Below are 18,602 nucleotides of genomic sequence, written 5' to 3'. Positions count from 1 at the left end.
TGGCTCCACGGCCCTCGCCGCTTACGGACCCGCTGGGAAACCCGAGACGACATGCACGACGCGTTCCTCCAGCTCGCCCACTGCATGACCCTCGCCCGCAAGATCCCAGCATTCTGAAAGGACCCCTTAGGGCGTACGGGGCGCAGAGCATGGTGGCCCGCAGCGCCGGCAACCTGACCCGCCGCGTTCTCCTCCGCGGAACGCGGCGCGGCCGGCGGCCCCCGGTGGGCATCAGGACCGCTCGGCCTGCGGGTGCGGTCGTGGCTGACGGCTGCGGGGGTGGAGGCGGCCAGGTGATGCTGGTCTCCGTGGCCCGCATCCGCACTTGCAGGACGGCGAGCGGCCGCCGCCATGGCCTGCCGCACCCCTGCGGTGACGCCGTTCGACGGGATTGTGCGTGAGCGGCCCGTAAGCCGCCTGCTCGTCCGGGACGACGAGGAGGTCACACACCACGCCCGACGCGAGATCGGCTGGCGCACCCGATGCCGGGTGCGCCAGCACTGAAGGTTACTTCTCGTCGAAGACGAGGTCTTCCGGGGCGCGGTTCATCCGCACGGTGTTGCCGTTGGTGACCTCCACGACGGTGTCAAATCCCGTCCACTGGCTGCCGGAAAGGATCAGCAGCCGATCGTCGCGTTGCTCCAGATAGGGCGGGAAGCCGAGCAAAGAGGGGTCGCCGTTATTGAGGAGCATGTAGTCGGCCAAGCGACGGAACAGCTTGGGCATCAGGACGGAGGAGTCGGTCAGCGAGCTCAGTCCGTTGATCTTCGCTCCACTCCGGGTCTCGTCCTCGGGCCAGAGCCCTTTGTCCGCCGCGCGCGCCTGCTGTGCCGCCATGGTCAGCTCTTCTCGCAGGTCGGCGTAGAGCTTGCGGTAGAAGGTCGGGTAGGCGAGACCCTCAGCTACGTGGTGGTGGTTCGCCGTTCGCCGCAGTTCGGTGACATCGACGTGGACAGAGGTGCCGCTGTTGCCTGGCGCGTCGGCGCCACGGCCGGCGAGAGCCACGCAGCGCCCGTTCACGTCGGCACTGCGCGTCAGGATGTAGCCGGGACGAACCTCGGGCGTGCATTCCGTGACAATGCCGTTCGCGTCGCGCCGCACGGTCTCGAAGCCCAGCCAGGTCAACAATTCGTCGGCGGCCTTACCGGCGAACGGCGCCGGCTGGTGCAGTTCGGGGCCGCTGGGTGGGCGGTAGTGCGTCTCCAACGTGTCAATGCCGTCCAGCCGGAGCTGGGCACCACCAGTTTTGTTGCGCCGCACACGCCGACCGCGCAGCAGGTCCCACTCATCGGGGTCGTCGGGGTAGAAGCGCACGGAGTCTCCGTCGGGGCTCGCTCCGACGATCTTGTACGCGCCTTTGATCAACAGCATCGGCATGATGGCTCTCCACGGTTGCAGGCTGCTGTCACGATGATTGAAGCAGGGCCCCGGCCGGGACACGGGGCCGGCGTTCAGGGGGTGATCAGGACGCCGACGTTGGAGCCGGAGACGTCCGCCAGTGCGGTGATCTGTCCGGACGCGTTGACGCCGGTTCCAAAGGTGATCTGCACACCGGACGCGCCAACGAGGGTGGTGAGGTCCACCATGCCCATGGAACTGTGGAACGAGAACCCTCGTGTCGGCATGTCGAAGCCGCCCACAACTTCGTCGTTGGGACTGACGTCGAACCCGTCGCTGTGCACAGGCAGCAGGGACACGGGTGCCGTCGTGGCTGCGAAACGGGTCGCACCGGTCAACGTGGCGCCGCTCGCCGTCGTTCCGGTCGTGTCCGAGGTCCCGATGATCGTCGCGTTGTCGTTGATCCCGAAGGCGCCGCTGGTTCCCAGGAATCCGCCCGGGTTGGCAGGGTCCGGTACCAAGGTCCCCAGGTCGGTCATGATGAGTGAGCCAGCGGTCAGTAGGAAGGCCCGCTCGACCGGCTGGCCGCTCGAGTCGAGCGCTGCGGACACGCCGACGATGTCGCCGTTGTTGTTGATGCTGGTGGCACGACTCTCGTCCGGCGGGCCCGCGACCAGGGAGCCGAGGTCGCGCATGGTGCCGAGAGCTGGATCGAAGAGGAAGGCGTGCTTCGAACCGGTCGCCGTGTCCGACGCGCCCACGATCTGGCCGGAGTCGTTGATGTCGATGGCGCGGCTGTCGCCAAGGAAGTTCCCGGGGGTGAACGGATCGGGTATGAGCGTTCCCAGATCCTGCACAGCCCCGCCTGACCACCGGACGGCGCGCGTGACGAGGTTGCCGTTCGCATCGAGGCCCTCAGACTCGCCGCAGACCTCCCCGGCCGCGTTGATCGCCGTCGCCCGCCCACTGCCCGGGGCGCCGCCGGTGAAGAGGAGGGGCAGGTGGGTGGCCGCCCCCGTGGTGCCGCCGGGCTGTTGCGGGACCCACAGGAACGGGAACACGGTGTCTTCCTGTCCCACGACGGCACCAGCGTTGTTCAGGCCGATCGCTTCGCTCTCCCCTGTCACTGGAGCGGCGACGAGCGTGGTGACTGTCGTCATGGCGTATCACTTCTTCTAGCGCTGTTAAACAGTGAACGGCATGATGCGGTAGGACAGCGTGTATGCGGAGCCGTCCGCACGGAACTCGACGGTTCCCGGACCGTCGGATCGGCTGATCGTCGCTCTTCCGAGCGGATCGTCCGCACCGAAGACTTCCTCGTCGAACAGCTCGAGCGTGCCCGTGGGTGTCGCCATGAGCCGCACTACGTTGACGTCGTGCCGGCTGGAGGCTGTGGCTGCGTTGGCCGACCAGATTCGTTCCCCGTTCCAAACCAGATACGGCTCGTCGCTCCCCTCGTCCGCCGGGACAAGACAGGTGAGGGTCTGGAACTGGACGAGGCGGTCATTGGTGGTCGCGGTCGTGGAGAGACGCCGCAGGGGTATCGGCGGTGGTTCGCTCAGGGCGGGTGTGAGTGTGCTCGGATCGAACAGCTGGGGAGGAGTGATCTGGCCGCGTGAGAGCCGTATGGCATGGCTCATCACCGCGTTGATCAGCCGGGTGTACATGTCGATCGCACTCTGCAGGGTCTCGGTCGCGGGCAGCGGATCGAAAAACTCGGGATTCCGCAGGGCGAACTCGAGGTCGTTCCTTGTCTGGAGATAGCGCATCTTCTTCTCGCGGGCATCCGCCAGCGCCACGAGAAAGGACTCCTGCTCCTGGGGTGTTGGCACAGGGAGCGGCAAGGTGTCGTAGGTCGCCACTTCCGCCTCATAGGCCGCCGCACTCGTGCTCGCGATCTGTGGAAAGCTCTTGAACCGATTGATCACTTCCCCGATCTCCACGGTCGGGGAGATCTGTACTCCTGCTCCTGCCTTTTGGTACATCGATGCGGTCATCTCGGAACGGGTGCTCTGGCTGGAGTTCGCCTGGGCGAACGCTGCTGAGAAACCGCCGGAGGCGATCAGTCCGTTCGCCTCGGCCTGCAAGGTCGCCGAAAGTTCCGACTGCTTCGCCGTGGAGACGGACGTGATGCGGATGACGGCATAGAACTCCCCGCCTGTCTGCAGGCCGCGCACGAAGCTGTCTCCGAAGGCCGCCTTGAACTCTTCGAAGCGCTGGGAGTCGAGCAGTGCCTGCGCCGGCGCGGTAACCTGGAAACTCTTTCCGCGGCGCAGCGGGTTCTGGACCACGCACCTGGCCACCACGAAAGTGGACGTGGAATTGAAATTGGACGACTCGGCGAACTTGGCCTTGGCGGAACCGGATACCAGGCCGTATCTCCCGTGCCCCTCAAACGACATCCCCATCGAGTCCATCAACTGTTCGTGGGAGGTCACGATCACGATCGATGCGGACACTTCCTGGCCGGTGGCTACAGGGTTCTCATCGACTGTGAAGTTGTGCAGCGCAGTGCCGACGGCCAGGCCGGACTCGCTGTTGAACCCCATGCCTATCTCTTCGTCATTGAACAGCAACCGGCGTACTTGCGGAACTCGGGGCATGAGGTCTCCTCGATAGAAAACTGCCCAAAAGTCGATCGTCTTCCTGCGGTGGATGAGGGTGTAGCAAATGTGTTTCCGGCGATGTCGAGTTGCCGGGGCCCGGCCGGTATCAGGGCTATGATCCAGTAGATCCCTGACTCCCGCACCACGCAACTGGGCTATCACATCGCGCTCGCGAGCAGCTTCTGAGGTATTGACGTTTAACTCCGCAACAAAGAGGTTGAATTCGAGACCAGCCACCAGGCGCCATACGCTCTCTGGGGCTCTGGCGCATTCAGGATTCACGTCTGGTAGACGGCCGCGTAGTCGACGCTCGGCGGAGAAGCACACGTGGCCACGAACACAATCCAGCACTCTCCGGTTACCGCCGACTACACGACCGGCGGGCGAGTCGCCTGTCTGGCACGAACGGCTCGGGCAACTGGCATGGTTCATCCGGCAATGGCGCTCTCACGCACAAGCACACGGGGTGGCAGGCCCTGCTCGGGGGGCGGACAGCCGCGGACGCTTCCCCCCAACCAGATGCCAGATGGGGCACCGGTCCAACGGATCGGGGCGGCGCCGCCATCGGCGAGGCGCCTGCGACAGGAGGGCACTGTGGCCCGCAACGACGCACAGACCACCGGCGTCGGGGCGGCTGGTACTGCAACGGTGCTTGCCGTGACTGCTGGCCGGATCCGTCGTTGGAGTGGTTGCGGGTGGGGACCTTGCTGATGTCCGGCTGTGGGCGAGGGAACTCGACGTTCTGCATAAGCGGTTCGTGCACCGGTTCAACAGGTCGGAACCGACTGTGTGAGCGCTGGCCTACACGCGGGGACTGATCGCTCCGCTGCAGCGCAAGTCGCAGTCGTGGGGGTGGCGTTCACCAGCGGGTGTCTTGCGTGCCCTGAACGAGCCGCAGTCCTTCAGCGTCGGCGTAGTCGGCCGGTCCGCCGTTGAGGACTGCGACATCGGTGTGACCGGCGCGCTCCAGGAGGCTGGCGGCGGTCATCGCACGCTCGCCGTGTCCGCAGGCGATGACCGGACGTTGCGGAGCGGCGGCGGCAGCAGCGGCGGTCAGGCCACCCAGTTCGATGTGTACGGCGCCGGGGACGTGTCCGGCGGCGACCTCCGCTTCCTGCCGCACGTCGACATAAGGGCGGTCATCCGTCTGGTCGGCGGTGACGAAGGCCGTGGTGGCCATGCGGTGGCCAGCGGCTGTCCAGGCGGGGATCCCGCCGTCGAGGCGGCCGGCGAGCCGCTCATATCCGATCTTGTACGCCTGCCAGACGATCTCGCTCGGGTCCTGGTCCTCGCCGGTGACGAAGGCCAGCGGGGCGGTGTCCGGCACGAGCCACCCGAGCCAGGTGGCGAACTGGCGGCGCAGCGGGATGGACAGGGAGCCGGGGATGTGACCGGCGGCGTAGTCGGCGGCCGGGCGGACGTCGATGGCGAGCCCGCCCCGGGCTATCAGGGCGCGGACCTGCTGCGCGGACAAGGCGGGCAGCAGCGGGTCCGCGGTCAGAACGGCGGGGCCGCGGCGGTTGATTTCGGCCAGCCGGTCGAAGTACGCAGGGTAGGTGCCCAGGCTCGCAATGAGCTGGGAGACGAAGGCGTCCTCGTCAGGTGCCGCGAGCAGCGGGTTGGCCTGCTTCTGCGCGCCGATCGTGGAGATGCGCTCGGTGCCAGGCGGCGCGGAGCAGAAGGACCCGGCACCGTGGGTGGGCCATACCGTGGTCTCGTCCGGCAGCGTGGCCAGCCCCTTCAGCGACCGGTACTGGGCCCGGGCGAGTTCCTCCGTACGGTCGGCGCCGAGGAGATCGGTACGGGCGGCCGAGTTCACGATCAGCGACCCACCGGTGAACACACCCAGCTCCCGGCTGCCGTCCAGTAGCAGGAAGGACAGGTGCTCGTCGGTGTGCCCGGGGGTGGCCAGCGCCCGCAAGGTCAGGCCGCCCAGATCGACCTCGTCGCCATCCACCAGACCCCGGTGAGGGAACGCGCGGCGGCCGGCCGCGGAGGCGAGCACGGTCGCGCCGGTGTCGTGGCCGAGCTGGACGGCGCCGGAGAGAAAGTCGGCGTGCAGGTGCGTGTCCGCGGCGAACGTGACGCGCAGGCCGCGCCGCTCGGCTGCCGAGTGCAGGGCACGCAGGTCACGGCTGGCGTCCATGGCCAGGGCGCGGCCGTCGCCGAGGTCGAGCAGGTAGGCGCTGTTGCCCAGCCCTTCGTCGACGAGCGCAATGAGGTGGTCGTCCGCGAAGCCCACGGCGTTCTCCAAATTCTCGACAGCGGGGTGTGCGGTCACGTCCCTTAGACTCATCTACAATAATCCATGGATTGCTGGAGGGTGCGTTGTCGGCGAATTCGAAGAGCGGGACGAAGGCGCGGCTGTACGACGCGTTCGCGGCCAGCGGCAAGGCGCTGGCCAGCGGAAAGCGCCTGGAGCTGCTGGATCTGCTGGCACAGGGTGAGCGCACTGTCGACGCGCTGGCGAAGGCGGCCGGGCTGAACCTGACCACCGCCTCGGCGCACCTGCAGACCCTCAAGCAGGCCGGCTTCGTCGCCACCCGCCGCGAGGGCGTGCGCATCCATTACCGGCTCGCCAGCGACGACGTCGCCCAGCTGTTCGCCCTCCTGCGCAAGGTCGCCGAGAAGCACCAGGCAACGGTCCCGCCCGCCCGCGACGCCTACCTCGGGGAAGACGGCGGAGCGGAGCTCACCCGCGAGGAACTGCAGGCCCGGGTGGAAGCCGGAGACGTCGTCGTGCTCGACGTGAGGCCGGTGGAGGAGTACCGGGCCGGGCACATCCCCGGCGCGATCTCCATCCCGGTCGAGGAGCTCGCCAACCGGATCAACGAGCTTCCCGAGGACACCGAGATCGTCGTGTACTGCCGCGGCGAGTACTGCGTGCTGGCCTACGACGCCGTACGGCTGCTGACCGACCGCGGACGCCGGGCCGTCCGGCTCAACGACGGCATGCTGGAGTGGCGCCTGTCGGCGCTGCCCGTCGATGCCGCGGACCTTACGTGACCCCCCGGGCGGCGACTTCCTGCTGCACCCGGGGCCGGCCGTGTACGGTCTAGCTCGGTTGCAACGCCATCACCGGTCGACCCACGCATCGCCGACGCGATAGGCCCATATCTCACCCCTGAGCGCTTCGCATCCTGCGGTTCGCGGGTGACGGCAGCGGGTGGTCGGGGTCCGCAACGCCTGGCAGGGCTCGTGAGTATGCGTCGCCAATGCCTGGCGCTTCGCCGCTGTTCCGATCCACAGCCCGAGGAATGCGCGGCCTTTGGCAGTGACGGCCAGGGCGGTAGATGGGCCGGTGGCGGCTGCCCCACGGGTCTTCACGTGGATGGCGTTCAGCTGCTCGCTATACCCGAAGGGATCGCTGGGACGCCCGGGTATGGACCGGCGCCCTCCTCTCGCAGCTGACCACGGGGAGGACTGCAGAGCGGCGAGCGCCGCCCCTTCTCCGCCGCGCGCAGCTGCATCCGCACCCCGGGGGGCGAACATAAGGCATAGAGGCGCCGGTGTCGAGCAACGACTGCCGCGTCCTTGGCTTGGCCTCGCCGGGGTAGAGATCGGCGATCCGGCGCATTGCCAGGCCGGGCAGGTAGGCGATCAGGCAGCCTGTGTTGCGTGCGACGGTCAGTGGCAGGGCGCCGATGGAGGCGGGCTGGTCCACGATCACCAGGACGGTGCCGAACTTGTTCCGGAGCCTGTCGAACACCGCGCGCGGTTTCGGCTCGCTGTTGGCAGCGGCTTGTCGAACACCCTCTTGCCGGCCGAAATCAGCCCGTAGCCGTGATCCGTGCCCTCACCGACGTCCAGGCCGAAGAAGACGCCCACCCGTGGATGTCGATCACTGCGCCCCCGCGTGTCTGAGTGCGATGCCAAGCTCGGTGGGGGGCGACAGGGCAACAGTCATGCCGGGCCCGGAGGCCAGCGGCCCTCTTGCAGACCGCGATTGAAGATGACCGGGAGCCGGGGCCGGCGCCATGGATGTTCCGATGGGACTCGCGGTGAGGTGCCGCGTTGCCGCCCCGCGCCGCACAGAAGGTGTTCGGCCAGCGGCGTCACACGGCAGCGGCGGCCGGCCGGGGCGGGCGTCGCCGAGCTGGCCGACTGCCTCACCCGCCCCACCAGTCACACATGCATGGCACCACCTCGCCCGCAGGACGGGTGAGGTGCAAGCTGGAACAGAGGGAGTGACATCCGGCTAACCGGCGGAGGAAGCGAGATGACAGAGCAACCCACCACCGGTCCCCCACCTTGGCATCTGGCAGGCGACTGGTTCGATGTGTGCAAGTGCGCCGTCCCGTGCCCCTGTACGTTCGCGCAGGCTCCCACCTACGGCGACTGCGAGGGTGTGCTCGCGTGGCACATAAGGGACGGCAATTTCGGCGACGTGCGGCTCGACGGCCTCAACGTACTGATGCTCGGCTCCTTCGTGGGCAACGCCTGGACCCGCGAGCACACGGACGCCTACGCCGCGGTCTACTTCGACGAGCGCGCCGACGAACAGCAGCGCACTGCCCTCCAGACGATCTTCGGCGGTGAGGCGGGCGGATGGCCCGCAGAGTTCGGCGAGATATTCGGCCCCGAGATCAGGGGCATGGACTTCGCGCCCATCCGCATCGAGGTCGACGAGAACCTGGCAGCCTGGCGCGCGGAAATCCCCGGAAAGGTGACGGCTACCGCCGAAGCGCTGACCGGCCCGACCACTCCGGAAGGCGCACGGGTCCAGGTGCACAACGCCCCCGGCGCCGAGGTGGGACCCGGCCAGGTCGCCACCTGGGGCCGCGCCACCACGGATCGGGCCGACGCCTTCGGCTTCATCTGGGACCGTTCGGGCAAATCCAGCAAACACTTCCCCTTCGACTGGACCGGCCCGACCTGACCACGCAGAGAACTGCGTTCCTGGCACGCCCGATGCGGGAATCTCGTGTGAAGGCCCTGAGCACAGGGGACCGTCGGCGCAGCCCTCGCGGATAGAAGCTCGACTGGCTGGAGTGGCCGGCGCCGAGTCGGATAAGAGGCCACCCACGCAGCGTCTCCTGCGGCGATCTCGGCGGTGACACGGTCGATCAAGACGACGTACGGATCTCACCGACGCCGCCCTTAACTGTCCGATTTTATCGGAAAGCAACGTTTACATGCAGTTTTTACAGGTTTAGCGTGAGGGTGGAGGCGTTATCAACGCCCACCCTCTGAGAAGGGAGCAGCCATGTCGTGGACGATATCCGGCACGTACGTCGCCGGCTGCTCGTGCGCCGTGCTGTGCAGCTGCCCATACGACGGCCAGCCCCGGGACGCCAAAGGCGGGACCGAATGCCTGGGCACCGCCGTCTTCCACGTCGCGGACGGAAATCTGGACGAGGTGGACCTGTCCGGTGTGGACTTCGCCTTCTACAACCACTTTCCGTCCAACCTGACATCGGGCAACTGGAAGGTCGGGCTCGTTGTGGACAGCGCGGCGAGTGACGAACAGGCGAACGCGCTGGAGCGAATCCTGTCCGGCCGCGAGGGCGGAGCGTTCGGCCAACTCTCGCAGTTCTACGGCGAATACCTGGGAATGGAGCGGGCGAAGGTCTCCCTCACCGACGGGGAGAGGCCCGGCTTGACGGTCGAGGGCAGGACCGAGCTGTCGTATGCGCCGCTCACCGGCCCCGACGGCAGTTCGACGAAGATCAAGAACGCCATGTTCGGGTTCGCGCCCGAATTCGAGGTCGGCACGGCCTCAGGACGTTCCGATGCGTTCGGCCTGAGTTACGAGGCGTCGTACGGCGAGACGGCCGACTACGTCTTCAGCAGCGAGGAGACCGAGGGAGTCAGCAAGGGACGCGCCTGAGCAGTGCCCGAGCAGAACCGCACCAGATCAAGAAGGCGCGATGGTGTCGTGTCGCGATAGTGCCGTGTGCTGTTCAACTATCCGTTCTGTGTGTCGAGCGCGGGCTTCTTCAGCTGCCGACCGGCGACGTGGCGGACGATGACCAGATGAGTCACATGCCGTCCATGGACGGCATCGAGTCCCGAAGCCCCGGCAGCAGCCAGTCCTGGAACGGCGCGAGCACGGCCAGGACGAGGAACGCAACGCCCACGACCCTCGCGAGCAGCGGCCCCCGCGACCACAGTTTCTCCACGAAGATCACCACGGCCAGTCCGGCCATCGCCGCCACGTTCATCACGCCCAGCGGGATCAGGACGACCATCAGCCCGGCGCAGCACCCGACGCAGTAGGCACCGTGGTGGACGCCCACCCTCAGGTCGCGCGCCGGTGGCCGGAAACCCGCGTAGTGCATCAGGTGGCTCATGGGGTCACGGCAGTGCCGCAGGCACACGTACTTCAGCGGGCCGAGCTGGTACAGGCCGGCGAGGAGGAACGCGGTGAAGCCGATCCAGCGCCCGGCGGTCGGGCGGCCGGCGACCAAGTCGCCGGTGAGGGCCAGGGCCACGTAGGCCAGCGCCCCGAAGACAGTCCACACCATCAGATACCCGGCGACGAACTCGACGGTGCGCGCGGCCCGCCTCCAGCCCGAGGATTGCCGGCCGATCCCCCGCACCCACGTAAGCGCCACCGGCGCCATGGACGGCAGCATCATGGCCGCCATCATCGTCACCCACAGCAGCAGGAACAGCGGCAGCGCCATCCCCATCGTGCCGGGACCAACGCCCATGCCCCGGGCCTGCCCAACCGTGAGCGCCCACGCAGGCACCGCGATCAGAACGACCAGGAGCCAGGCGGCCGCGAGATCCCGCTTCGGCAGCAGCCCACCACCGGCTCCGGTCGGCGCGGGCGACCGCGCGGGGGCGGGTACGGTGGTCCGGGTGAAACGCATCGGCGTGCCCTCCTGCGGATACATCCAGCAGACCACTCCTCGACGCACGGCGCGACTCGCCCGAACTCGCGCGAGGCTGACGGGCCCCTGCCGGGGTGCAGCACGGCCAGGGGACGGCGGTACCGTGCAGTAATGACGGGCCAAGAGATCATCGGCGAGGTCGAGTGCGATGGCCAAGGCCAGGACCAAGGACCTGCTCGCGGCGGTGAGCCGCTTGCGCCGTTCCAACGGTTTTAGACTCGCCGCGCCGAGCGCCCAGCCGGTCACCACTCAGCGGCGCCCGGCGCGTGCGCCGCAGCCGAACACCTCAATGCGCCCGTGCTAGCGACCATGGACATTGAATCTTCCCGGGCACCAGCCCTCGTCCGCTCAGCCCTCTGCCCACTGCTTCAGTTCAGGTGTGGCGCTCACCACGGCTGGACAGCGGCGGCTCGACAGTCGGGCAGGCAAGGAAAACGGACGCGGGTCCAGGTAATCACGGGGACTCACCGTCCATCTCGCGGCCGGCGGGGTACGAGAACCGCCCGCAGGGCAGGCCGCCCACCGGTCGGTGCGCCGGCCGCTCTGTCGCTCCCGAGCCCTGGCCCAGCTCATCCGCCCTGCATGGTGTGCTGCCCGCCTTGGCGGCAGGCAGGAGCTGGTCGCCTCACCCGGAACCGCGGACGGCGCTGCAGACGGCGTCGCTGGCGCAGTTGTAGTCGTCTCTGCCGACGTGCGTCCTTCCGCGGATGGAATGGGCTCTTTGGTCTGGCGACGCCATCGGGGCCACCCCCAGCACCAGAGGCCCTGCGGCCAGGCCGCTGATGGTCATCAGCCTGCTCCGACCCTCCAAGCCAGAGGACTGGGCACCGCCGTCAGCGGCTGGTGACACCGTTCTCACCGGCCCACCAGACACAGGTGTCGGAGCCCCAGTCGTCCTCACAGACTGTCCGAGCACGAGGTGGTCGAGTCGGCAGCGGCTGCGTCGGCGAAGGCCGTGGACGACCAGCTGATCGACAAGCTCGTGAACCGGCCCCGGGCCGAGGGCCTGCAGTTGACCGGCGAGGGCGGGCTGCAGCAGCTGGCCAAGCGGCTGTTGGAGTCCGCCATCGAGGGCGAGGCCACCGATCATCTCGGCTGTGGGAAGCACGATCCGGCGGGCAAGGACGGTGGCAAGTTCCGCATCGCACACGCTCCAAGAGCGTGCTGAGGGACGTGCAGGCGCTGTTTCCGTGGCTTTGAGCTTCTAGTGGACATGTTGCCGTCATGCACCCGAAGCTCTGAAGGCAACGCCGGTCAGCGTCGCGCCTCACCTTGAGCGATCTCCACCTCGTGGTGGAAGGTGATCACGCCGGTTGCCGCGGCGCAGGCCGATGCGGCCGTGCAGGCGGCGAGAAGCAAAGCAATCCAGGAAGCCGTACGGGGGCGGCATGCGGGGGGCGCGAGGAGGGCCGCGACCCGCTGGGGGACGGGGCCGGTGGTGGCGGCAGAGGCGAAGTCCGGGCGGGTGGAGGGTGAGGCGTGGGCGGCGAGTGCGGCTCGGGCTATGGCCCGCGCGGTCAGGTGCCGGTCGCCCACGGCGGTGGCAGCGGCTTCGTCGGCCGCCCGTTCCGCGGCGAGTTGGACCGTGTCACGGACGCGGCGCAGGCTGGGATGGCAGTGGGCGGCGAGCTCGGCGGCGAGCAGGAAGCGGTAGTGGCCGCCCGCGTTGTGGGCGCGCTCGTGAGCGAAGAGGACCTGACGTTCGGCCGGGGCGAGGCTGCGGAGCATCCCCGTGGTGACGACGATGCGGTGCGGGCGGCCCGGCAAGGCGTACGCGTCCGGATGGGGTGAGTCGATGACGCACAGGTCGCCGGCGGTGGAGCTGCGGTCTGCCTGCCGCCAGGCGGTGCGGAAGGTGCGGACCTGGCGCAGGGCCGAGCTCAGCAGTGTCCAGGCGCTGACCGTGAGGACGCCGGTGGCCGCGGCGGCCGCGGGCAGGACGAGGGTGGTCGGCGGCGTGGGCAGGGGGTGGACGAGTTCGCCGAGCGCGGCGAACAGGGGGAGTTTGAGCAGGCCGGTCAGGACGAGTGCGCCGAGCGCGGACACGGAGGCGCCGGCCAGCACGAGCGCGGCCAGGGTCAGCGTCCACAGCGCGACGACGGGGTTGAGGCGGTCGAGCACGCGCCCGGCGAGCGGTCGCACGGCGAAGGGCAGGAGCAGCGGGGGGATCAACAGCAGAGCGGTCATTGCTCACCCGATTCCAGAAGCTCGCGCAGGATCCGCTCGTCGTCGGTGCTGAGCCGGGCGACGAAGCGGGCCAGGACCGTCTCGCGGTCGGTGTCCCGGGCGAGTTCGGTGTGCATGCGGCGGGCGGTGAGGCCGGGGGCGTCCTCGACGGGGAAGTATGCATACCCGCGCCCTTGCCGCTCGCGGCCGACCACGCCCTTGTCGTGCAGGCGGGTCAGGATCGTCGTGACGGTGGTGCGGGCCAGGTCCACGGCGAGGTCGGCCTGTACCTGCCCCGATGTGCGCGGGCCGTCGGCGGCCCACAACGCGGCCATGACGCTGGCCTCGAGCTCGCCCGCCGGTCGGCGTTCGTCCTTCGCGTGGTCGGTCATGGGAACGATCCTCACCCCGTCCTCGTCTACAGTGCAGTAGACCGTCTACAGGATTGTAGTCGACCGGGTGCCGCGTCCGCGTGCTCCCGTCCGTCCAGTATGAGAGGGCTCGCGTATGACGGAGCTCGTGACCATGGCCGCACCCGCGGCATCGCGGTTGGCGGTGAACATCCTCAGCGCCCAGTCGCTGCTGTCCGCCTTCGGCGTGCTGGGGGTTGGCGTGGTGCTGTTCGCCGAGACAGGGCTTTTGATCGGCTTCTTCCTGCCCGGTGACTCCCTGTTGTTCACGGCCGGTCTGCTGTGCACCGGGACAGCCCCCGGTGGCCTGCGGCTGTCCCTGGTGCCGCTGCTGCTCGTCGCCGCCGCGGGTGCGCTGGCCGGCTCGCAGTGCGGCTACCTGATCGGGCGGAGGGCGGGCGGAGCACTCCTCGCCCGGAGCCGCTCGGCCCGCCTGCACGAAGGGGCCCGGCGGGCGGAGGAGTTGCTGGAGCGGTACGGGCACGCGAACGCCATCGTGCTGGCCCGGTTCGTACCGGTGGTGCGTACGGTTCTCAATCCCCTGGCGGGCGCCCTGCGGGTGCCCATACGCACGTTCACCGTGTGGCAGGCGGCCGGCGGCCTCCTGTGGAGCCTGGGCCTGATCCTCGCCGGCTACGCCCTCGGTTCATCCGTCCCGAACGTGGACCGCTACCTGCTCCCGATGGTCGCGGTGATCGTCGCCCTGTCGCTGGTCCCCCTCGCCGCCGAGGTGTACCGCTCCCGCCGGGCGAAGACGAAGGAGGCACACGGATGATGCTCGCCTTCGACGGGGCCGTGGTCGACGGCTCCGCCTACTCGGACGTGGTGAGCCTCGCCCGCCGCTCCCCCGCCTGGCTGGACAGCCTCGTGTCGGCCTGGTCGACGTACGGACTCGCGGTGTTCGCCGTGCTCATGGTCGTGGGCTGGTGGCGGGCGCGGCACGTCGACGCCCGTGCGGCTCTGATCGCACTGGCCGCGCCGGTGACCGTCGTGGTGGCCTACGCGATGAACGACGCGCTGAAACTGGTCGTGCGAGAGGACCGGCCGTGCCAGAGCCTGCGGGTGGTGACGTTGGAGGCGTGTCCGGCTCCGGGTGACTGGTCGTTCCCCAGCAACCACGCGGCCATCGCCGCCGCGGCCGCCGTCGCGCTCCTCTTCGTCTCCCGCCGGCTCGGTACGGCTGCCGTGGTAGCCGCCTGCGTGATGGCCGCCTCTCGGGTCTGGGTCGGCGCCCACTATCCCCACGATGTCGTGGCCGGCCTCGCGGTCGGCGCTCTCGTCGCGCTGCTGCTGATGCCGGCGGTGCGCCGCCGCCCCGACGCGCTGGCGCGACGGCTGACGGCGACGCGGCTGCGTCCGCTGCTGGTGGCGCCGTGAACCGCAGGGACAGCGCCGACCTGGCCGGCTGCACCGGGTTGGGCGCCTTGGCCGCGTTCGGTGTCCTGGCCGTGGTCGTGATCGGCGGCGACGGCACCATGCTGTTCACGGACGAGAACGTCCACTCCTGGCCTCTCACGCACCGCCCGGTCGTCGCGGTGGCCCTGGCCCGGGGGCTCACGGCCACCGGCACGGGCGTGGTCCCGTACCTGCTGGCCGTGCTGGCAGGTCTCGTCGCCGGACGCACCATACGCGGCCGTCTGTTCGGCGTCGCGTTCTGCGTCGCCTGCCTCGGGACCGGGCAGGCGGCCCGGTACGGGGTGATGCAGGTAGTTGCGCGGCCTCGCCCGCCTCGGTCGGAGTGGGCGACGCACGCCTCGGGATGGTCATTCCCCTCCGGCCACGCCACCACGGCCACCCTCACCGCCGGGCTGCTCGTCGTCGCGGTGCTCGTACGCGGCCCGAGCGGCAGAACCCTGCTCGCTCTCGCCGCATGCTGCTGGGGCGCACTGGTCGGACTGACCCGCGTCTACCTCGGGGTGCACTGGTTCACCGACGTCCTCGGCGGCTGGCTGTTCGGCGTCGGCTGGCTGGGACTGTGTCTCGCTGCCGCAGCCAGGGGGGCGCCCGAGCAGCTCATCGCCGATACGGGAGACACAACGAAGGAGGAAGAGGATCATGCGCCCCCACATCCTGGTCGTCGAGGACGATCACGCCCTGCGTGACGTCCTGCTGCGCGGACTGCGCGACGAGGACTTCGACACCGTGCCCGCGCCGGACGGCGCGACCGCCCTGCGCCTGGCCACCACCGACATCACCGCGGCCGTACTCGACGTCGGCCTGCCCGACGCGGACGGCCGGGACGTCTGCCAGGCGATGAGAGCGAACGGCTTCCTGTCCCCCGTCGTTTTCCTGACCGCTCATCACCGGCTCACCGACCGGCTCAGCGGATTCTCCGCCGGAGGCGACGACTACCTGCCCAAACCCTTCCACCTGGCCGAACTCGCCGCCCGGCTGCGGGCCGCCCTGAGACGCGCCGGCCCTCCTCCGACAGCCGCGACAGGGGACCTGGTCCTGGACGCCGTCCGCCACCGTCTCACCGTGCGCGGCGCCCGGGTGGATCTGACGCCCACGGAGTTCCGCCTGCTGGCCGCACTCATGGCCGCGTCCGGAGACATCGTGCGCCGGCGCGAGCTGGTCAGAGCGGGCTGGCCCGAAGGTGCACACGTCAGCGACAACACACTCGACCAGTACCTGACGCGGCTGCGCCGCAAACTACGCGACAGCGGCAGCGTGTTGACCCTCACCACGGCCCGCGGAATCGGCCACCGCCTGTCATGACCGCAAACCTCTCCCGCCTGGTGCGGCGTCCGGCGCCCCGCACGCTGCGCGGCCGACTGTCCCTGGTGGCCCTCACCACCGCCGCTTTCCTGATGGTGATCCTCACCGTCGTGTTCAACACCGTGGTCCGCCAGCATCTCCAGCGTCAGGCGGACGACGAACTGCGCACCCGGGCCGCCGCTGTCGCCACCACGGTCGACACCGGGCGAGCGGGAGTACGTGTCCTGGAGACGTCGAACGACGAACTCCTCGACACGAACGTGTGGATCTACGCGGGCCCGCGCCTGCTCGAACGGCCGCCCTCCGCCCCGGTCACCGGTCTCCTCACCCGCGCCGCCGCCCGGCTCGCCGCGCACGGCGGGCAGCACTGCACCACCCTTGCACGCTCTGCCGGCCCCGTTCGGCTGTGTTCCCAGGCCATAGACGGCACCGCAGCCGTCGTCACCGCCCTCGATCTGTCCCCCTATCGCAGTTCGGCCGACACCCTGCTCCTCGCGTCCCTCACCCTCGACGCCGTCGTGCTGGCCTGCACCTACGTACTGACACGGCTGGCGGTCGGCCGCGCCCTGCGCCCCGTCCGCACCATGACCGACCAGGCCACCCAGTGGAGCGCCGTCGCCTCCACCGAGCGCTTCGGCACCGCCGAACAGCCCGCCGAACTCGCCCGCCTCGGTACATCCTTGGATGCACTCCTGGACCGCATCCGCGCGGTGCTGCGCCACGAGCAGCAGCTCACCAGAGAGCTGTCCCACGAACTGCGCACCCCGCTCAGCAGAATCATCGCCGAACTCGACTGGTGGCAGGCCCGCCCCCGCTCAGAAGCCGAGACCCGGGCCACCCACGCCGCCATCGCCGACGCCGCCCAGTCCATGCGCACGATCTGCGACACGCTGATGGACGACGCTCGCGACAGCGCGTCCACCGCGCCCGGCACCGCCGACGTCCTGCCGGTGCTGCGCCTCCTCACCGAACGTCTTGAGATCCCCGGACACGTGCAGGTTGTCGTCGACGTCCCGCACCCGGGTATGGAAGCCGGCGTCCTGCCCGCGCTCCTCGAACGCATCATCAGTCCCCTCCTCGACAACGCTTTGCGGTACGCGCGTTCACACGTCACCCTCGTGGCGAGCCGGCGGCCGGACGGCATCCGCATCGATGTCGACGACGACGGCCCCGGTGTACCGCGTTCGTTCGCCGGGCAGCTTTTCCAGCCTGGCCGGCGTGCCGAGCCCGGCGACGGGCACGGCGGAGCGGGCCTGGGACTGTCACTCGCGCGACGCCTGGCCCGCTCCGCCGGCGGGGAGGTCAGCTACGACGAACAGCGCGCCGGCGGAGCGCGGTTCGTGGTCAGCCTGCCTGCTGGATGATCCTGTCGTGCTCGGCGACATCCTTCCGCGTCATCGTCAGGAACACCACGAGCCCGAGGATGACCGACAGGAACAGCACACTGGTGACCACTGTGCCCAGGCCGAGGCCGCCGTCCGCGGTCGACTGGGACAGGTAGTCGCCCACCGAGGCGCCCAGCGGCCGGGTGAGGACGTATGCGATCCAGAAGCTCCACACGGCGTCGAAGCCCAGCGCGAAGTGCACCACGCCGACCGCGGCTATCGCGAGGGCGAACAGAAGCGCGGACACCCAGTAGCCGAGGGCCATGCGCTCGGCGACCAGGTCACCGGCCGCGGTACCGAGAGCGAAGGTGAACAGCACCGCGAGCCAGTAGAAGGACTCACGGCTCAAGGTGTCGATACTGTGAATGGACAGGGTCCGTTCCCGGCGGTACCAGATAGCGAACACGACCGCGAGGACGATCGCGAACACCGTCGTACTCAACTCCAGCGGCACACCGAGGTTGTCGGTGAGGTTGTCGCTGATCAGGGTGCCGACGACGCTGATCAGGGCCACGGCCAGCCAATACACGCCGGCGCGGTAGGCGGCCGTACGGAACTGGCAAACCAGCACGACCGCCAGCAGCACGCTCATCAGCAGCGACACACCGGTCAGCCCCAGCCCCAGCTTCGAGTTGAGCAGGTCGGCCGCGGTCTCACCGACCGTCGTGCACAGCACCTTGATCACCCAGAAGTACACGGTGACTTCGGGAACCTTGTTCCAGCGCAGACGGTGACGCGCGGGGGCCGAGGTGGTGGTGCCCATGGGAATCTCCGAGGTCTCGGATGTCTCGTAGGTCATGAGGCCGACCGTGCCATCGGCTGCCTGAACGCATCCTGACTGGCCTTGTGGGCACCGGGCGGGTCGCAGGGCCCCTTCATCGGAGCTTCATCCGGCGAGCGGTACTCCGAGCAGGTGGACCCCCGTCGCGCAAACGCTCAGCGACTACGCGTTGCACTAGGGCGCCACGCGGCCACCCACGGCGTGCGTCAGCTCCGCGGCGGGGTCGGCGGCCCTTCGCCGGGCTGGTCGGGCTGTCGATCGGCGCCGCCGCACGGGCGGTGCTGGGGATCGGCTGCGCCGGGCTGATGATCTACGCCGCCTTCCCGACCGACCCGGCGGGCGCCGTGCCGTCCCTGGGG

The 18,602-nt window shown here is 69.1% G+C and carries 16 protein-coding genes and 3 pseudogenes; 10 read left to right on the top strand and 9 right to left on the bottom strand.

The window, feature by feature from the left end; translation table 11 throughout:
* A pseudogene (locus tag ACFPZJ_RS37785) lies at nt 1-117 on the top strand (IS5/IS1182 family transposase); the annotation flags it as partial.
* Between the two features lie 390 nt (nt 118-507).
* Here ACFPZJ_RS37785 and ACFPZJ_RS37780 read toward each other — a convergent pair.
* The 4 genes from ACFPZJ_RS37780 to ACFPZJ_RS37760 all read right to left on the bottom strand — a co-directional run bounded on the left by ACFPZJ_RS37780 (nt 508) and on the right by ACFPZJ_RS37760 (nt 6,225).
* Complete coding sequence (locus ACFPZJ_RS37780; RefSeq protein WP_381031329.1) at nt 508-1,377, bottom strand: nuclease; 870 nt, start codon at nt 1,375-1,377, stop codon at nt 508-510.
* A gap of 74 nt (nt 1,378-1,451) precedes the next feature.
* Nucleotides 1,452-2,498 carry a DUF3466 family protein gene (locus ACFPZJ_RS37775; RefSeq protein ID WP_381031327.1) on the bottom strand — a complete coding sequence of 349 codons (1,047 nt, stop codon included), beginning with the start codon at nt 2,496-2,498 and terminating at the stop codon, nt 1,452-1,454.
* Nucleotides 2,499-2,522: 24 nt separating this feature from the next.
* Nucleotides 2,523-4,181, bottom strand: coding sequence for a hypothetical protein (locus ACFPZJ_RS37770; RefSeq protein ID WP_381031325.1), 1,659 nt, complete (start codon nt 4,179-4,181; stop codon nt 2,523-2,525).
* Between the two features lie 622 nt (nt 4,182-4,803).
* The gene (locus ACFPZJ_RS37760; protein WP_381031323.1) at nt 4,804-6,225 is read right to left on the bottom strand and encodes an MBL fold metallo-hydrolase; all 1,422 of its coding nucleotides are present in this window, start codon (nt 6,223-6,225) and stop codon (nt 4,804-4,806) included.
* Nucleotides 6,226-6,272: 47 nt separating this feature from the next.
* Between ACFPZJ_RS37760 and ACFPZJ_RS37755 the strand changes: the two genes are divergently transcribed.
* On the top strand, nt 6,273-6,950 hold the full coding sequence (locus ACFPZJ_RS37755) for an ArsR/SmtB family transcription factor (RefSeq protein WP_381031321.1): 678 nt from the start codon (nt 6,273-6,275) through the stop codon (nt 6,948-6,950).
* A gap of 484 nt (nt 6,951-7,434) precedes the next feature.
* On the opposite strand, the pseudogene ACFPZJ_RS37750 reads toward ACFPZJ_RS37755, so the two are convergent.
* A pseudogene (locus ACFPZJ_RS37750) lies at nt 7,435-7,772 on the bottom strand (IS110 family transposase); the annotation flags it as partial.
* A gap of 391 nt (nt 7,773-8,163) precedes the next feature.
* On the opposite strand from ACFPZJ_RS37750, the gene ACFPZJ_RS37745 reads away from it, so the two are divergent.
* The gene (locus tag ACFPZJ_RS37745) at nt 8,164-8,823 is read left to right on the top strand and encodes a DUF1326 domain-containing protein (RefSeq protein WP_381031319.1); all 660 of its coding nucleotides are present in this window, start codon (nt 8,164-8,166) and stop codon (nt 8,821-8,823) included.
* 327 nt (nt 8,824-9,150) lie between these two features.
* The gene (locus ACFPZJ_RS37740; protein ID WP_381031317.1) at nt 9,151-9,774 is read left to right on the top strand and encodes a DUF1326 domain-containing protein; all 624 of its coding nucleotides are present in this window, start codon (nt 9,151-9,153) and stop codon (nt 9,772-9,774) included.
* A 151-nt stretch (nt 9,775-9,925) separates the two neighbouring features.
* Here the strand turns inward: ACFPZJ_RS37740 and ACFPZJ_RS37735 are convergent, their stop codons facing one another.
* Nucleotides 9,926-10,762 carry a DUF2182 domain-containing protein gene (locus ACFPZJ_RS37735; RefSeq protein WP_381031339.1) on the bottom strand — a complete coding sequence of 279 codons (837 nt, stop codon included), beginning with the start codon at nt 10,760-10,762 and terminating at the stop codon, nt 9,926-9,928.
* 925 nt (nt 10,763-11,687) lie between these two features.
* On the opposite strand from ACFPZJ_RS37735, the pseudogene ACFPZJ_RS37730 reads away from it, so the two are divergent.
* Nucleotides 11,688-11,959, top strand: a pseudogene (locus ACFPZJ_RS37730) (IS256 family transposase); the annotation flags it as partial.
* 78 nt (nt 11,960-12,037) lie between these two features.
* On the opposite strand, the gene ACFPZJ_RS37725 reads toward ACFPZJ_RS37730, so the two are convergent.
* Both ACFPZJ_RS37725 and ACFPZJ_RS37720 read right to left on the bottom strand, forming a co-directional pair.
* Nucleotides 12,038-12,970 (bottom strand): M48 family metalloprotease, encoded by a 933-nt coding sequence (locus tag ACFPZJ_RS37725; protein WP_381031315.1) that lies wholly within the window; start codon nt 12,968-12,970, stop codon nt 12,038-12,040.
* Nucleotides 12,967-13,341: a BlaI/MecI/CopY family transcriptional regulator gene (locus ACFPZJ_RS37720; protein WP_381031313.1), complete on the bottom strand. Its 375-nt coding sequence runs from the start codon at nt 13,339-13,341 to the stop codon at nt 12,967-12,969. Before ACFPZJ_RS37720 ends, ACFPZJ_RS37725 begins: the two co-directional genes overlap by 4 nt.
* Nucleotides 13,342-13,474: 133 nt before the next feature.
* Here ACFPZJ_RS37720 and ACFPZJ_RS37715 point away from each other — a divergent pair, with 133 nt between their 5' ends.
* From ACFPZJ_RS37715 to ACFPZJ_RS37695, 5 genes are read left to right on the top strand one after another with little or no spacing between them, the layout of a single operon-like run.
* On the top strand, nt 13,475-14,134 hold the full coding sequence (locus ACFPZJ_RS37715; protein WP_381031337.1) for a DedA family protein: 660 nt from the start codon (nt 13,475-13,477) through the stop codon (nt 14,132-14,134).
* Nucleotides 14,131-14,736, top strand: coding sequence for a phosphatase PAP2 family protein (locus ACFPZJ_RS37710; RefSeq protein WP_381031311.1), 606 nt, complete (start codon nt 14,131-14,133; stop codon nt 14,734-14,736). Before ACFPZJ_RS37715 ends, ACFPZJ_RS37710 begins: the two co-directional genes overlap by 4 nt.
* Nucleotides 14,733-15,461 (top strand): phosphatase PAP2 family protein, encoded by a 729-nt coding sequence (locus ACFPZJ_RS37705; RefSeq protein ID WP_381031309.1) that lies wholly within the window; start codon nt 14,733-14,735, stop codon nt 15,459-15,461. The genes ACFPZJ_RS37710 and ACFPZJ_RS37705 overlap by 4 nt, the downstream gene beginning before the upstream one ends.
* The gene (locus tag ACFPZJ_RS37700) at nt 15,415-16,077 is read left to right on the top strand and encodes a response regulator transcription factor (RefSeq protein ID WP_381031307.1); all 663 of its coding nucleotides are present in this window, start codon (nt 15,415-15,417) and stop codon (nt 16,075-16,077) included. Before ACFPZJ_RS37705 ends, ACFPZJ_RS37700 begins: the two co-directional genes overlap by 47 nt.
* Nucleotides 16,074-17,441 (top strand): sensor histidine kinase, encoded by a 1,368-nt coding sequence (locus ACFPZJ_RS37695; RefSeq protein ID WP_381031305.1) that lies wholly within the window; start codon nt 16,074-16,076, stop codon nt 17,439-17,441. The genes ACFPZJ_RS37700 and ACFPZJ_RS37695 overlap by 4 nt, the downstream gene beginning before the upstream one ends.
* On the opposite strand, the gene ACFPZJ_RS37690 is transcribed toward ACFPZJ_RS37695, so the two are convergent.
* Nucleotides 17,422-18,261, bottom strand: a complete 840-nt coding sequence (locus tag ACFPZJ_RS37690) for a COG4705 family protein (RefSeq protein ID WP_381031303.1) — start codon at nt 18,259-18,261, stop codon at nt 17,422-17,424. The two genes, ACFPZJ_RS37695 and ACFPZJ_RS37690, sit on opposite strands and share 20 nt — an antisense overlap.
* Nucleotides 18,262-18,602: the final 341 nt, after the last annotated feature.

It is taken from the genome of Streptomyces bullii, from assembly GCF_042657145.1.
GTDB lineage: Bacteria > Actinomycetota > Actinomycetes > Streptomycetales > Streptomycetaceae > Streptomyces > Streptomyces bullii.
This window is presented reverse-complemented; position numbering and strand designations above follow the sequence as displayed.